The following is a 15,982-nucleotide window of genomic DNA, read 5'->3' on the forward strand; positions in this document are numbered from 1 at the left end:
TTATGAGGTGATGATATCACCTCTAACTAGGTGGCCAAATTAACTATGCCACTACAGTCATACTTAGCAAATAGACAGAAAACCTGTTGTCCAAGATCATATAATTAAGCTTATAGGAACATTCATGAAGTTTCATGTTATCGAGAGAAGTGAAAGAATCCCTCTTACTGCACAAACAGTCGCATATTTACGTAAAGACAATTGGAATGACTTTTCATTTCAAACTCTCTTCAGGTTAGAAGTTGTAGAAAAGCAAAAGAAAATTGACATTGGACTAGTGAAGATAGCTTTCCGAGAGCAAACTACAACTACTCCAACTTACCACAAGCTAAATGATACTTTTACAGAACTTACAAATGACTTTTTCTCTCTTGGGGAGAGTGCTGATTACTATCAAAACTTGAAAAGTCTTACACCCCAAACAAAAAAAACTGTCCTCACAGCACTAAACGATCTTGCGAACAATCCTGATGTAATCAACCAGATTCGAGATGAAGAAGTTTTAAAAACTTCTTTATTGAGAGATCACAGTTTAACTACTGTAAAAGGTGAGTTTTCTCGCATCATCCTAGATCAGCCCAAGTTAACTAATTTTAAGTTCACTTTCTCAAGAACTAAATCTGATGAAATGGGTGGGATCGAGCTAAACTTTAATGTGGATAAAGAAACTAACCCGCCAAGCAATATACATGCGCTGATTGGCCGAAACGGCTCAGGTAAAACAACTATTTTAAACGGCATTATCTCGACAATCACAGGCACCAATTGCGAACCCAATTGCACTCTCTATGAAAGGGTTAGAAGGAAGAAAACCCCAATATCTCAAGACTACTTTAGTAGCTTAGTCTCCGTATCTTTCAGTGCATTTGACCCATTTACTCCACCGAAAGACCAACCAAATCCATCTAAAGGAACATGTTATTTCTACATCGGTCTCCAAGACCCAGACAATGAACGTAGATTAAGGAGTATTGATGATTTGAGACATGATTTCATCAAATCATTAGTTAACTGCTTTCGTAAAAGAAGCAAGCGTCAACTGTGGAAAGATACTATTTGCAAACTAAATTCTGATGAAAACTTCGAACAAATGAACTTAAGGTCTATGTATTCTGACTACGTAAACTTGAAACGCGAAACCGAAGGGCAAGTTGATAGTAGAGTTTTTAGAGCAAAACTGCTTGATTTAGTACTACCTAAACTAAACTCACTAAGCTCTGGTCATTCAATTGTATTATTTACGCTTACCCAACTTGTAGCAAAGACAGAAGAGAAGACTTTAGTCCTTATTGATGAGCCCGAAGGACATTTACACCCTCCCCTTCTATCTGCATTTCTGAGAGCTCTCAGCGACTTACTATTTAATCTTAACGCTGTTGCTATCATTGCAACGCATTCACCAGTGGTACTTCAAGAAATTCCTAAGAGGAGTGTTTGGGTAATAAATCGAGTGGGAAAAACTGTCGAACCTTATAGACCTGAACATGAAACTTTCGGTGAAAATGTAGGTGTTTTAACTAGGGAAATATTCCGCTTGGAAGTTAAAAATTCTGGATACCATCAACTATTGAAAGACTCCGTGGGAGAAGGTGGTACTTATGACAATATCCTAGAAAGTTACAAAAACAGACTAGGGCTCGAAGGTCGAGCTATTTTGAAAGCCCTTATCCTTAAACGAGATAAGGATATTGATTAATGAAGAAGCTTGAGCACCCATATCTATCACATTCTGATGTATTAGAAAAAATTAAAGAAGGGATTAATAGAAGAAACGATATAGACCGCTTTTCGGAAGCTGAAGAGGAATTGCTGGAATTGGGTGTGCAATACTCCGATCTAGCTGTAATTGGACAACTTTTTTCAATTCCAAGTATTAGTGGTCAACCCAATAACACTATTGTCGTTAACCCACTAACTAAAAAGAAACTAATTCGCCTTTACGAGTATTACCTATTAGACCCAGATAAACCTGGAAGAGAGATCTACGAAGAGCTACTAGCATCCGCGGAAGAAAAATGCCCTATGTGTGGAGGTATAGGCCGTCCCAGAAACCTAGACCACTTTTTACCCAAAGCCCATTTCCCACAATACTCTGTGCTGCCCTTCAACTTAGTTCCATGTTGCCGAGATTGTAATATGGACGGAAAAGGACAGGGCTTTGCGACAATAGAAGAACATCAACTTATTCACCCCTATACAGACAAGGACATTTTTTCTTCAGTGCAATGGGTATTCGCAAGGTACATACAGGGAGAGCCAGGCGCAATCGAGTATTGGGTTGAACCACCTGCTACTTGGACAGAAAAAGATCAGCTCCGAGCACATAAGCATTTTAAAGATTTAGACTTAGCACATAGATATCAGATCGAAGCAGCAAAACACTTAAGCGAAGTGATTGATCAAGCTAAAGCATCTGTAATCAACCTGACGTCGATTGTTCCTGATATTGAACTTGCGGTTATAAAAAGTTCGATTCAAAAGACAATATTTGAGCCAATTGTCGAAGGGGGGCTATTTGACAACCATTGGAAAAAAGTCATGTATATTGCACTTAACGAAAGCGAACAGTTTTACGCATATGTAGGCTGTTGAAGTAACTTATAGATATTTAAACTAGAACATGCTGAAGGCGAGGCTAACACCTCGTCTCAAGTGAATTACCTAGTCCAAGCTACTCACAAGCCTCAGAAAAACGCTCAACCCAAAACTGACCTTCGAGAATATTAGTCTCGAGCTTTTAGAGAAAATCGAATATTGAGGCAATTTCACTATGCAAAGAGAAGATAATGGAAAAAACTTCATTTAATGATGTAATAACAAGATTAGGTAACAAAACCATAGTTGCTGCAAAGATATAGCAAATCCAATTCTTAATCTGGTTCTTCTTTTTTTCACGTAAGATACTATTTCGGAAGTGTTCGAGGGCTATCGACTGCTTATCGATCTCTTCTTGTTTCTTACTCTGTATACGCTGAAGTTTTTGTTCTGATGACTCTACTTCACTCTTTAATCTTCGAATGTGAGCTCTCTCGGAGTTCAACTCATTCGAAAATAACTTTACTTTTGAATCAGACTCCTCAATTTGTTGCTCCCAGAGTCTTTTGTTTTCATGAAAATCACTAACCAATTTACGCACTACTTTGTGGTGTACCCTTGTAGATATTGGATTGACGATAAGAGTTACGTAAATCCCTTCTTCAAAGTATGAAATGAGATCATTAATATGCTTTTCAACTAGTTCGGGGCCCCATAAGCGCTCCTCTAGCCAATCAGGCCTTTCAGCGGGGAACTGCCGAAACGTGTCATTTTTTATGATTAATTCAAGTACTGGTATATTGTGAAACATGAAGTCTTCTATCTTGTATGATTCACAACCATGCTTGTATTTAACTTCGATAGCCAGCTTGCCTCCCCATTTATCATACATTTCATGATCTTCTTCGAAAGTGCAAAGAACATCAGGGTAATAGATCGCGCTATTGGGTAATTTCAAGCACGGCTCTTTCCGTACCGAGGTGAAGTCAAATTCCAAAGGCTTATGTTTGCAATCGCCAACAAATATGAATTTCATGTGCTGCATTCGAGAAAGAGCTTCGACTGCACACTTATGAGTCATTGACTCGTCATAATTCCTGCCAATAGCCAACTCAGGTTCACCTTTACTGTAATGCTCGAATTGTTTGTTTACTGTATGAACTCTAAGCCGATACCTATCATCTGGGTTAGGATGCAAGCTCATATAGTGCCTTCTCTTGTGCAATTTGGGATGGTCTTTCGCTATGCGTATAGCCTTATCGATGCTTACAAGGCTATGCTCGCCTGAGATGCTATCCTCTTGGTAATTGCCTATGCTGCCATCTTCAGAATACCGCTTTACATACGCTTTCTTTGGTCTAACACTTTTTAATGACATACCACCCTCTCCTAAAAACTGTATACATAAACAGTATCTAGATACATTTCAATTTCAAGACTAGTTTTCATTGATTAAACAAATACATGCTACTCATCTCAAAGTTTCTAGACCATAGTGATAGATCTATCTAGATAATCAGTTAGCACGCGCAGTAACGTTTCTACTGACCAAGCTTTTGTGTAATGAGTGTTATGACGACTGATAGTTTTCAACTTACATATCTGTGATCAAGAACCCAAATAGACAAAAGTGAACCAGTTGGTTCGCCTTTTTGTTGAGTGTAATTTACACCTCGTAACTACTTGAGGGGGAGGCTCACTAAAACGCACTGATTTCGGATCAAGTGCTCTTGCGTAATAGCCAATGTATTCTTCTCAATGAAGGCTAAATGCTTTCGTATTGATGCGCTAACAACTCTGTTCTTTAGCCTATCAAGCTGTTCTAGTTGTTTCAAAAATTCATCTAGCTTGTTGATACTTTGGAACAACTCCAGATTTTTGACAGGTACAATCCAATGATGTTTATCATTACTTAGTTGGTCGATCATATCTAAGCCTGCTGGATCGTAATCAAAGAAAAAACCCACCTCAACATCATTGTTGTCAAAGCACTCAATCATAGTAGGTAGGTCTTTTTGGTTCTTTCCGTGACCACGGTAGACGAGCACTGCGGATTGCCATTCCGCAGGTAAGGAGTGTACGACGTCTCTCCATCGCACAATAAGCTCACCATTTTCAATAATGAGGACACGGCTAAAACGCTGGAAATCAAGGTCATCCAATTCTACAGAAACAATATAGCTAGCTTCTTTCGGTACATCTGGCTGGTTCTTTAACGGGATATTCACATTACCAGCTAAGCTAATTAGCTGCTGAAACACACCACCTTTAGCTGATTTCTCATTAATACTAGGGCCTGCTGCGTCCAATCTTGAATTACTACACTGTTGAAAGGTCAATAAATTTTGCCCTAATGCAGAAGTAAAATAATTATCAATTTCCCTCAATTCGGAGCGGGATACGAGAATTGAATTGCCACTAACAACCCCTACTTCCACGAGTCTGCAAACTTCAGTATTGGACTTGTTGGCAGATATCCTCTCCCTAGAACTGGCAACAATCCTCTTAGCTGCATTAATTAACGATCGAGATAACATCATTAAGCACCACCGATTGCTTCAAAAACAATGTCACTAATAATCACATTACCGTCATAAGGAAGTATTATTTCTCTTTCTTCCTTGATTTGGACAATGCTCTTCAAACCAATTTTTTGCGCACTAATGTATCCATCGACCAATAAAAGCCAGTCTTCTAATTCTATATTAAGGTCAAACATCATATAGCTTTGCGCAGCAGACAGAGGGAGAATGTTCAGATCAGCTTTAATAGCCTCAAACATTAATTCCAACGCTTCGTCTACCTCATTAAGTTCAAACTCTTCCTCATCTTCACGGACATCCATGACTTCGATACTGTCTAAATCTGAAGCTTTACCTTTCTTCCGCTCACCGCTAGCAAGAGCCCTCACGGCCAAATCGATTAAGTCATCAGCTTGGAGTTCACTGTTAGTATTTCCATAGGCTCGTACTTCCGTTTCCGAAACCTGAGACAAGCAGTCAGGCAAGCATTCAATTGAATCTATGGATGGAGAGAAGGTTTTGTCATCTTGGAATTTAATTGCAAAAACATCAATAATACGATTAAGCTTGGACGATTTCTTATCTCGCTGAAGCTTTGCCAACATATCGACCATTTTTTTGTTTGATACATTTAAATCCTTCAATGCTAGATCGATTTTAGATTTAAGTACCTTAAGAAGGATTCTCTCAAGATGAATATCAGTTTGTACCCACTCCCTAAGCTTTTTCACACTTAAGTGCTCGAAGATATCATTGATTCTACCGATCTCACGTTTGCATCGACCGATTTGGCGAATTTTGTCATCAACATCAGTGACCATGCTAAATTCATCCGCAACGATCCTATGAAAAGAAGACACAGTCTCAACCAAGGCGTCATTTATCTCGACGGTTATCTCTCGAATTTCATCTAAATAGTTTTGTTTTTTATCGTCATTAAAATCCTTAACTCGTCTATAACTATCAACGGCATAGTCCAAATTTTCAATCTGATTAGAAAACTCACCATGACGTTCTCTGAATCTATAACGGCTAGTCACCCTATCTAGTAAACGCTTAACAGACGAATGGATTTGGACTCCATGTTCATCATCTAAGTCATACGCTAACTGATGCTTTGTAAGCGCAGCGATTGCAGCCTTATTGCTTTCACTATAATGAAGTACTCCAGCATGCTCATAGCAAGCCTCGTCTACTACCTCAGTATGAGTACTCAGCGCTCGTACGGCTTCTTTTGACTCCACCTGTCGAGACATCTAAATTAACCCCATTTGAGTATCTAGTTGGTTTTCAGCATCAGCTTCGATTTCCAGCATCCCTTCATTAGTAGCGATAAACTCCAAAGTCTCATAAAGCAGCGACCATTTCGCTGTAGCAATAAAAAGAGAACCAGTTGAGGATGGAGATACAAAATATCCTTCTTGGACAAGGTAATCTAAGATCGACCGCAGCTTCGTTTTACTCTCTTTGCTTTTATGAGCTCTTTTAAGTTTATGTGCAATATGATCAAGCTGATTTTGAAGAGAGTTACTTTCCTCTATTGCTGCGAGTAACTCTGACTCCGATAGTTTGCCACCAGCCATTATAGGTCTTGAGTCTGAGTCAATATTTCTGGCTAGCTTTAGCCAAGCTATTATCCCTTCCATTGTCTGCGAAAAAACTTCAAAGTCTTTTAGTACTTCGTTTTTTTTACGTGTGTTATCTATGTTCTCGTATCCACAGTAAAAACCTAGCCCGTCTTGTGTTTCGACTGTTGTCATACTTATTCGACACAAGTATTGGTTCATGTCACTTCGATTTCTGGTATCGGATAAATATGTGAACTCAATAGGAGTCGCATACTCACAGATCACTTTTTTACTCATGAGCAGTCGGAAAACCGATTCGAACTTATTCATTCAACCACCTCTATAGACTGATTTTTCTTCGACTCAGAAAGCAATGGATTGACTTTGCTTCTACGTCCGCCAATAAATGATTTAACACCTACATTCTTCACTATGTGATTTTTAGTCGCGAAGTATTTGTAAGTGGCTGGATGTAGATCTGGCTGAGCAGTGAACAAGCAAATACCTTTTTGAGCCATCATGTCGAATAAAATGGCCAGGTTAGAAATAGAGATTTTCCCTAATTCGTCTAGCGGCCAGTGAATAACAACGTCTTCATCCTGGCACAAGAATCGAGTCATCCCACAGAAAACAACGATAATAGCTAGTTTGGAAATCCCTTCGGAGCCGACCTTTTCTAGATCTTCATCATTTCGAACCACTGCTGGACGTCCATTCTCAACAATCGTTATCTCCATCTCGACCAAAGACTCTAGGTTTTTAGATATCTGAGCCTCTTTAAATGAAGCCAACAATTGCTTGAAAGAAGCAAGAAACGCTTTGGAAGGCAGACCTCTTGAGGTTTCGCCTGACCATCTATCCAACTCGAGGCTAAAGAGATTGAGGTCTTTCCAAAGATCAAAAGTATGGATCTTGCTTGATAGTTTGATGTGTATGCTGTCGATAGCAGGGAAAGGATTGCCTGTTTCAATCGACTTGTCCAAAGTGCTCGAAACTGAATCTACTTTACTGTTCACTTGTTTAAGGGTTTGGTGGTAGTTAGAAACCTGAGTCGAGATTGAACGAAGAGTTTCAATTTTAACGTCCCTAACATCTGGAATCACGTTTAGGACAAGCTCTTCAAGGTCTCCCAAGCAAGCAAGGGAAAATTGAGGACTATCGTAGTTGATAGCATATTCATAATTTTCTGAAAGCTTCGTCATGGTCGCAGAGCGCATCTGCTCCCACATCATTTTTATTTCATTGTTGTCGTCCAATCCTAAGATTGTGTTACTTACATCTTTTACTTTACTAACGATTTCTTTCTTAAGCGTGTTAATAGCAGTGATTTTGTCTGTCACTAAACTTACGGCATGCTCAACAGAATGAAACTCTAAATCTACAGATACATCTTCTAAACTAACTAAATCTGATTCATCGACCGCTTTTTCCAAGTTATTGGTACAAGTTGTAAGCTGCCCTATAGCCTCTTTGGTTGAAATTAGCTCCTGTTCATCCAATTTAATTGAAGTCGCTACGTCATCGATTTTTCTGCCCACCGATTTTTCATAATCGTCTCTCTTCGAAACGCCTCTCGCGATCTGTCGCTCTAAATCCAGCTTTTCAGAATTATAAGTATCAATATATTTCCATTCTGCTTCGAGCCAAGTGTGGTAGTCGATAATTAAAGCTTGAAAAGATTTGATTTCCTCACACTGGCGCTCGAGCGCACCCCACTTCGACTTGGCACTCTCGATGCTGACTGGATCTACGCCTTTATTCATCAACGCATGGTTGAACGTTAACTTGCAGTCTCTGATTCTGTCTGAAGTCACCGTTTCTTTATCTTTGATCAAAGCTTCAATAGCACTTTTTTTCGCGTCTTCTTCTGACAACCTATAGTCAAAGTTAGCTTTTACCTGAACACGCTCCTGTTGGTGGCGCTGTTCTTCATTTTCAAGGTTTGCTTTCAACTCGGACTTAATGGCAAAAAAATCAGACTCTAGTACGCTTTTTTGTTTCTTAACTTCGTATGTACGACTTTCAGCATCACTTTCAAACTGGCCTATCTTTTGATCTTTTAGGAGGTTAAGCTTACTCAGTTCATCCTCAAAGACTTTTGATCTTTGACTCTGAATTTTTACTTCTTTCTGAAGATTCTCTGTTTCTTGCTCATCACTTTTGGCTCGACTCTTAGCTTTCTCTTTGCGTGTTTCTGTTTCCAATTCTTTAATTTTTAAAGTATCCAGACGCTCTGAAAGCTTTTCTTCACTAAGACAAAAATCAGGAAGCGCAATTGAATCAAGATCCAGATGAAGACCGAACATTGACTCAGTCGTATCGAGGTCAAAAATCGGCTTTAGATTCTTTGAATTTAACAAGTTAGGGTCGATTACTTTACCTATATTGCAACGCCAATCAGGAAGTTTCTGTTCTAAAAACTCGTTGAGTGACCCTTTTGTGGGCAACAATGCACGACTTACAGAAATGATTTCATCTGAGATTTCTTTCAGCTCATCCCTACAAGCATGGTAAGCCGATAGACTGCCCTCATGAGTTTTGGTTGCTTGACGAAGTTGCTCATTTAAATGAATTACTACACTTTGCGAAACACTAAGGTCTTGGCGCTTACCCTCAAGATCATTTTCCAGACTACGTAACTCACCCTTTTGTTCTTGTGTGAACTCAAGAGATTGTCCTTCAAGAACTGCAAGTCGAACTTGTTCTTGTCTTATCTTTTCAGACTGTTCATCGAACTCATCTTGCAACCTTTTTCTTTCAAGGTTAAGGTCACTTTGCATCGCCTCTATACGGTCAGACTTGTGCTCGAATATCTCTTCCCTAGTTTTAAGTATGCTATTGATTTCTTGGTGCTTGCGAGAGCGGAAATCAGAACATTCGAGTTCCAGTTTTTGAACCTGAGCGTTAAATGTACTTTCTTCTGTTTGTACATCTTCCAGTAGATTGTCGTAATGGTTCTTGGCCGATTCCGCTTCCTTCAGCATATCGCTCAAGCTATTGTAAAGCGTGATTTTCCCCAAAATATCATCTTCACTTTCATACTTGTCACGCTTATTGTAAATAGCATCAACAACCTTGGATTTCCTTTCAAACTCAGTCCGTTGAATGCTTAACTCAGTGTCGAGCTTTTGAAGATGGTCTTTCCTATCACCGACCAACGAGCTGTACAACACCTTCTGCGAACGAATCTTGTCTGACAACTGAGTGTCACTAAATGCCAGTTGATGCAGGTAAGAAGAGATTTGAGCTCGGTACGAGTTTAATTGCTTGATGTACTCTTCAAGGCTGTCTTTATTTGCAACTGCTTCATCGAACTTGCTCTTTTTAGTGTCTAGTTGAACAAATACGTCTAGGCTATTTGCTAGGTTGATATACTCTTTCTTATATGGGACATCGTCCATCGATGTATTGTTCAAGAAACAATCTACAATCATCGTCTTAAAACGACTCAACATTTTCTTATGGCGCATCATTGTCGCCGTCAAAATATCGATATGATTCATGTTATGGTTCGCAGAGCACAACGAATACTCATGAGCGATTGCAACTAAATTTTTACCCGCACGGTGCTTATGGGCCAAACGCTTTTTGTTATTTAGAATTACTGAGCGGTAATCGACGCTTGTTTCTATTTGCGAACTTACTGACATTGACTGAGACACAACGTTTTTAAGCCATGTTCGAGTTTCACTTCCTTGCTTAATCAGCTCGTCGTACAAATGCTGAGAAAACAATTGTTCAGCGGTTCCCGTCAAAAATCTATAGGCGACACTGGAGCCATTCCGATACATTACAGAGCACTTTCTCTCACCAAGCTTTTCATATTCGAATACGATGACAGATTTTGGAGTCGGTAAATAGTAATCAACGAAGGAAACTTTATCCGCTTGTCTGTCCACCAGCTTACTTGGATCGGCTCCATAGAACGCAGGTAATAAGCTTAATAAAGTAGACTTGCCAGCTCCGTTATCACCTGTATTGTTGCTATGCCCAATAGCTTTGACCTTGAATAACTTTCCAGGGATAAATGAGTGAAAAAGTACGATTCCTAGTAGCTTTGAACTCTTCGTTTCAGTTTTATTTATTTCTTTCATTACAATGCGGTAGAGATATTCTCAACCCCTCGGCTAGTGAATGATTTACGACAAACTTACTGACTCGGCTGCCATTAAGTTAGTCCGTTATTTGCGCTTCCAACTTCCACTAGAGTTAAGAGGCATTTTAAAAGAGAAATGCCTCAACACCCATAAGAGCCGAGTGTAACGTGTCTACTAGCGGTCAGATAATCAACTGATTTTATATTACACTGGTATCAAAAGATTCGTTAGAGTAAATTAGTACAGTTCATTTTGATAAGGGTACTCATTGTGCGTTGTGTTGAATCTCCACAAACAAAACGACTAAGGCTTATTGATTTCTATCTTTGCTTCTTCGGGAAAGTGAATCGATCCGACCTTATTCAGCACGGTGATATCGCCGTTGCTACAGCCAGCCGTTCTTTTAACGTTTACAAGGAACGCTGCCCCAATAACACGGTTTTCAACGAAAGCATACGAGCATATATGAGGTCAGCATCGTTTAGCCCTGCTTTTGAGCATGAACCAGAAGCCGCTCTTAGATTAATAGCGTGGGGGCAGGAGCTAAACTCTATTCCAGTAACAACTTATGGTGTAAGCAGCTTCGCGACAGTGTTAGATTCGATATCAATTGATATCGTCTCTCAAGTCACAAGATCGATCCTGAATAAACACTGTATTTCTGTCCTGTACAGCTCCTCAACTAGCACCGAAACTAGAACCCTTACACCTCATTCTCTATTCAAAGGACTTGGGGCTTGGCACATCCGTGCTTGGGATAGTAAAAGACGTAAATTCCTGTGCTTTAGAATCAGTCGAATTCTTAAGGCTGAGCAAACTGACTGCTCATACGACAAGACTATAGAGGACGATTCTCTTTGGAACCGTGATGTCGTCTTAAGTGTTGCACCACACTCTAAGCATGAAAATAGAAATGACTTAGCCATTGATCTTGGTATGGAAGGTCAATACGTACGAAACATTACAATCAATGAAGCGTTAGCGGGCTACGTGCTCAATGACCTTCACGTAGACTGTACGCCTGATGCTTCTTTGCCGCCGCATGCTTTCAACTTGCAGTTGATGAATAGGCACGAGCTAGAAAATGTAGATTCTATTCAGGCGTTAGTTCCTGGGTATTAAAAGATGGTAACAACCCAATGGTTACAAATGCTCTTTCATTCAGCTTCGAAAATTTGGAATCTCTTGAAAATTAGGCATCGACATAGAAATCGTTGATTTTTTTATTTTTAATAAGCCTTAGGCTTTGATACCCAAAAACACTGTACCTTTTCATCCGATTATAATCGACCTCGATAGGGACAGCTATTGTCGCAGAATATGAAACAATTTAAATTGTTTATGCAATGTGATTAACCGTTGGTAAAGCGTAAGGAATAACGCCTATGGACAATTTAGACAAACAAGTTACTCAGGTAAAGACGCTGTTGTCTTTACCTCAATTAACTATTCCTGCCTACCAGCGACCTTATAAGTGGTCGCAAGAAAACTTGGCTGATTTACTCAATGACTTAAAGGTGTATCGAAAAAAATCAGCTTACCGTTTGGGTTCTGTAGTGTTTCACAAACACTCAGATGGATACTCAGAAAAGCTTGATATTGTTGATGGACAGCAGCGCACACTAACGCTGGTGCTTCTGGTAAAAGCCCTATTAGAAGAACGCTTAGCAGGCTTAAAGCGCCAAGATGTTAAAGAAACACTTACCTCCCTTAAAGAACCTGTAAATGCCTTTTTAAAACGACAAACCTTCAATAGTGATATTTCACATCGAAATTTGCATCAAAACTTTATGGCGGCAAAACGTGCGATGGCACGCTGTGATTTTACTGAAGCAGATATTGAATTTCTTTTGAACCGCTGTGAAGTAGTTACCTTTGTTCTGGACGATATATCTGAAGCGTTTCAATTTTTTGATTCGCAAAATGCCAGAGGCAGAGATTTAGACCCACACGATTTATTAAAAGCCTTTCACTTGCGAGAGTTTTCGCAAAGTGAAGTAGATTTAAAGGCCAACTCAGTCAGCCATTGGGAAAGCTTGGAGAGCGAGCAATTAGCACGGCTGTTTGCCAACTATTTGTTCCGTATTCGCAACTGGGCACAGGGTAAATCGGCACAGTATTTTAATAAATCACAAGTGAGTCTATTCAAAGGGGTGAACCTTGAGCAGGTTGGGCTTTACCCTTACGTTGAGCCATTTCGTATTTCTCACCATTTTGTTGATGAGTATAACGGCCAGTACCAACGTTATATTGACCATCAGCGTATGAGTTTTCCATTCCATCTTGACCAGATGATTATCAACGGCAGACGATTTTTTGAAATGACCAGTCATTATCAACATAAGATTGCTGAGATAGTTAGTGGCGAGCGTAACTATTCAATAAAAGAGAAAAATATAGATTCAAAACAAGCTATACGCATATTAGATCACGACCTAGAGCCTTTAGCTTGTCAGATTCTACATACTCTTAATACCTACGGTTCTCGCACCCGCACAGGTGATGGTTATGTTCGTACTCTGTTTGATTGCGCGGTGATTTTCTATTTAGACAAGTTTGGTGCACATGAACTCTCACAGGCCATAGAAAAGCTATTTATTTGGGCATATAGCTGCCGATTACAAATGCAGGTAGTCGGTATAGAGCGAATGGATAAACATGCACTCACGCAAAATGTGTTCGAGCGCATCAAGCAAGCGGTGCAGCCAAGTGATGTTTTAAGTTGGCCGCTAATGACACTTAAGGCGTCAGATTGTAAGGGAACTAAACTTGCTGAGATTACCGAACTGTTTAAGGAAATGAAGTACTATGAGTAACCAGCAAACGCCACAAATGCAGCGCAGTAATCAAAGCACTAGTACAGTAATTCAAAACTATAACGTTAAAGCACTATTAAGTGATACTAGCCGTTATTTAGTACCTATGTACCAACGTAACTACGCTTGGGGTGAGGGTGAAATCAACCAGTTAATACAAGACGTATTGGACTACCAACAAAATAAACCTAATCAATCCTATTATATTGGCACTTTAGTGGTATTTGAGCGTAAGGATGGCAACTTTGAAGTGATTGATGGTCAGCAACGTTTTACCACGCTCACTTTACTCATTTTTGCACTTAAACGCTTATCTTCCGCAAGTAAAACTGTTGTCGATATGAGTTGGTATGACGTGGCAAACCTGAATTTTGAGAGCCGTCAGAAATCGTCAGATACCTTTGCTAGCTTGATACAGGGTGTGGCCTTAGAGTACTTGAAAACCGATGACTATAACCTTGATGTAGTAAATGGTTACGCACTTCTTGAGAAAGGGTTGATAGCTTTAGGCGACAAGCTTCAAGGGTTCTGCAATTACCTTTTCGAAAAAGTAGAAATAGCACGTGTTTTTGTTCCTAAAGATACTGATTTGAACCATTACTTTGAGGTTATGAACAATCGAGGTGAACAACTTGAAAAACACGAAGTGGTTAAAGCAAGGTTAATGTCGGTATTCAATAACATTGAAGACCAAGATGAGAGAGCACAACACGTACTTCTACTCAGTAAAGTGTGGGACGCAACCGCCAATATGGAACGTTATGTTCAGTATGGTTTTAGCCCAGACGAGAGGCATAATATATTTGGTAAAGAGGATTGGGGGCAATTTACACCAACAAACTACGCTGAGTTAGCTGCGACTATTGAAAATGTAGCAACAAAACAAAACGAGCAACCTAAAAGTGTATCGCTTTCGCTCAATGACATACTAGCCAAGCCACCGCTATCGCCTTCTGGTACTGATATTACGCTAACGCCAGAGCGGTTTAATAGTGTGATTAACTTTTCAAACTTCTTGCTCCATGTTTTGAGGGTTTTAACCGAGCAAGATATCGCGTTAGACGACAAACGCTTGTTAGAGCAGTTTGATGCCTATTTAAATGATAATAATAACAAAATCAAAGCAGTAAAAGACTTTGTATTTGCACTACTCAAGTGCAAATACCTATTTGACCAATACATCATTAAGCGCGAATTTAGTGATGGCAAAGATAAGTGGAGTTTGAAGAAGCTACACTTTTACAATGCTAAAAGCCAAAGCTATATCAATACTTTTGATGACAGCAAAGAGCAAGATGATGAAGATGGTTTTGAAGGGATAAACCGTCAGGTTTTAATGTTGTTAAGTGCATTACACGTTTCAACACCCACACTCGTTTATAAGCACTGGCTAAATGGCGCACTATTCCATTTATTCAGTATGGACAGAGTTACTCCTCGCCAATACTTGAAGAAACTAGAAAACCTAGCTCGCCAGTTTGTATATGGTCGATTTTTAAGTGTGGAACCCTCAGATTATTACCACATGATTTATAAAAATGTGGGCTACTCGGAATTTGATTCGACAAGCCAACCAGCAATGAAAAAGCTACGCTATGGCGTAATTGAAAATAACTTAGTGTTTAACTATCTCGATTATTTGCTTTGGTGTGATGGCATACAAAATGCGATGGATAGTGTTATCTCCCAATTTGAGTTTACCTTTCGAAGTTCTGTAGAACACTTTTATCCACAGCACCCTCTTGATGGGCATCGCATCCTGCCTGGTAATGTTTTACATCGTTTTGGTAATCTATGTTTAATTAGCCACAGTAAAAATTCAAAATTGAGCAACTTACTACCAACTGCTAAACGCGATCATTTCAAAGCAGCCATCGTAGATAAGAGCATTGATACCCTTAAGCTGTATGAAATGATTAAGGCAATGAATAGCGCTAACGAGTGGAGCGATGCTCAAATTTCCGCACACGAACAAGATATGTTAAGCGTCTTAGTTGACGACTCGAAAAAGGAGTTTAGCTATGAGTAATGTTGACAATCGCCACAGACTTAGTTGACTCCTTTTAGATAGACAAACAGGCTATCAAGTAGGAGCTTATTCAGCGTAGAAGCTTCACCTGAAAACGGTCATTTCAGTATTCTTCGCCCCAATCATGGTTTACAAGCGGGACTTTAGCTACAATAGGCTTAGGTAAGAGAAGGATTAGTCGAATTGAAAAAGCCCTTCCACCCGCTCTATCGCCAAATTATGTAGGTACTTCGGGAGAAGTTTAAAGTTAGAGCGACTGCGAAAAGCGTATATACAAAAGGTAATTCGGTGATATCACGCCCTCACTTGTGGGGGCGTTTTTTTTGTTTACAGATTTTGATCTCTAATATAAGGGGAGTTAGTTGATTTAAGTTTATCTACTTTTCTCAGCATAATGTTGTTTTTAAGAACATAA

At 39.5% G+C, this 15,982-nt stretch carries 10 protein-coding genes; 5 read left to right on the top strand and 5 right to left on the bottom strand.

The window, feature by feature from the left end; genetic code table 11:
- The first annotated feature begins 124 nt into the window (after window positions 1-124).
- A complete protein-coding gene (locus QWZ04_RS07730) occupies window positions 125-1,696 on the top strand; it encodes an AAA family ATPase (protein WP_290326636.1) in 1,572 nt (523 codons plus the stop codon).
- Window positions 1,696-2,592 (top strand): HNH endonuclease, encoded by an 897-nt coding sequence (locus QWZ04_RS07735; RefSeq protein ID WP_290326638.1) that lies wholly within the window; start codon window positions 1,696-1,698, stop codon window positions 2,590-2,592. Before QWZ04_RS07730 ends, QWZ04_RS07735 begins: the two co-directional genes overlap by 1 nt.
- A 145-nt stretch (window positions 2,593-2,737) precedes the next feature.
- On the opposite strand, the gene QWZ04_RS07740 is transcribed toward QWZ04_RS07735, so the two are convergent.
- The 5 genes from QWZ04_RS07740 to QWZ04_RS07760 all read right to left on the bottom strand — a co-directional run bounded on the left by QWZ04_RS07740 (window position 2,738) and on the right by QWZ04_RS07760 (window position 10,719).
- Complete coding sequence (locus QWZ04_RS07740; RefSeq protein WP_290326640.1) at window positions 2,738-3,913, bottom strand: hypothetical protein; 1,176 nt, start codon at window positions 3,911-3,913, stop codon at window positions 2,738-2,740.
- Between the two features lie 301 nt (window positions 3,914-4,214).
- Window positions 4,215-5,075 (bottom strand): DUF7281 domain-containing protein, encoded by an 861-nt coding sequence (locus QWZ04_RS07745; RefSeq protein ID WP_290326642.1) that lies wholly within the window; start codon window positions 5,073-5,075, stop codon window positions 4,215-4,217.
- Complete coding sequence (locus tag QWZ04_RS07750; protein ID WP_290326644.1) at window positions 5,075-6,313, bottom strand: hypothetical protein; 1,239 nt, start codon at window positions 6,311-6,313, stop codon at window positions 5,075-5,077. The genes QWZ04_RS07745 and QWZ04_RS07750 overlap by 1 nt, the downstream gene beginning before the upstream one ends.
- Complete coding sequence (locus tag QWZ04_RS07755) at window positions 6,314-6,817, bottom strand: hypothetical protein (RefSeq protein WP_132744040.1); 504 nt, start codon at window positions 6,815-6,817, stop codon at window positions 6,314-6,316.
- 134 nt (window positions 6,818-6,951) lie between these two features.
- Window positions 6,952-10,719, bottom strand: a complete 3,768-nt coding sequence (locus QWZ04_RS07760; RefSeq protein WP_290326653.1) for an ATP-binding protein — start codon at window positions 10,717-10,719, stop codon at window positions 6,952-6,954.
- Between the two features lie 273 nt (window positions 10,720-10,992).
- Between QWZ04_RS07760 and QWZ04_RS07765 the strand changes: the two genes are divergently transcribed.
- From QWZ04_RS07765 to QWZ04_RS07775, 3 genes are all read left to right on the top strand, one after another.
- Window positions 10,993-11,844 (top strand): BrxR family helix-turn-helix transcriptional regulator, encoded by an 852-nt coding sequence (locus QWZ04_RS07765; RefSeq protein ID WP_494338493.1) that lies wholly within the window; start codon window positions 10,993-10,995, stop codon window positions 11,842-11,844.
- Window positions 11,845-12,107: 263 nt separating this feature from the next.
- The gene (locus QWZ04_RS07770; RefSeq protein WP_290326657.1) at window positions 12,108-13,538 is read left to right on the top strand and encodes a DUF262 domain-containing protein; all 1,431 of its coding nucleotides are present in this window, start codon (window positions 12,108-12,110) and stop codon (window positions 13,536-13,538) included.
- A complete protein-coding gene (locus QWZ04_RS07775; protein WP_290326659.1) occupies window positions 13,531-15,567 on the top strand; it encodes a DUF262 domain-containing protein in 2,037 nt (678 codons plus the stop codon). Before QWZ04_RS07770 ends, QWZ04_RS07775 begins: the two co-directional genes overlap by 8 nt.
- Window positions 15,568-15,982 lie beyond the last annotated feature (415 nt).

The sequence above is a fragment of the Vibrio tapetis subsp. quintayensis genome, from assembly GCF_030409945.1.
GTDB classification, from domain to species: Bacteria; Pseudomonadota; Gammaproteobacteria; order Enterobacterales; family Vibrionaceae; genus Vibrio; species Vibrio quintayensis.

Excerpts from the sequence above, each read along its gene's own strand:
- QWZ04_RS07730 (WP_290326636.1), top strand. The coding sequence starts at position 125 with ATGAAGTTTCATGTTATCGAGAGAAGTGAAAGAATCCCTCTTACTGCA.
- QWZ04_RS07735 (WP_290326638.1), top strand. The coding sequence starts at position 1,696 with ATGAAGAAGCTTGAGCACCCATATCTATCACATTCTGATGTATTAGAA.
- QWZ04_RS07740 (WP_290326640.1), bottom strand. The coding sequence starts at position 3,913 with ATGTCATTAAAAAGTGTTAGACCAAAGAAAGCGTATGTAAAGCGGTAT.
- QWZ04_RS07745 (WP_290326642.1), bottom strand. The coding sequence starts at position 5,075 with ATGATGTTATCTCGATCGTTAATTAATGCAGCTAAGAGGATTGTTGCC.
- QWZ04_RS07750 (WP_290326644.1), bottom strand. The coding sequence starts at position 6,313 with ATGTCTCGACAGGTGGAGTCAAAAGAAGCCGTACGAGCGCTGAGTACT.
- QWZ04_RS07755 (WP_132744040.1), bottom strand. The coding sequence starts at position 6,817 with ATGACAACAGTCGAAACACAAGACGGGCTAGGTTTTTACTGTGGATAC.
- QWZ04_RS07760 (WP_290326653.1), bottom strand. The coding sequence starts at position 10,719 with ATGAAAGAAATAAATAAAACTGAAACGAAGAGTTCAAAGCTACTAGGA.
- QWZ04_RS07770 (WP_290326657.1), top strand. The coding sequence starts at position 12,108 with ATGGACAATTTAGACAAACAAGTTACTCAGGTAAAGACGCTGTTGTCT.
- QWZ04_RS07775 (WP_290326659.1), top strand. The coding sequence starts at position 13,531 with ATGAGTAACCAGCAAACGCCACAAATGCAGCGCAGTAATCAAAGCACT.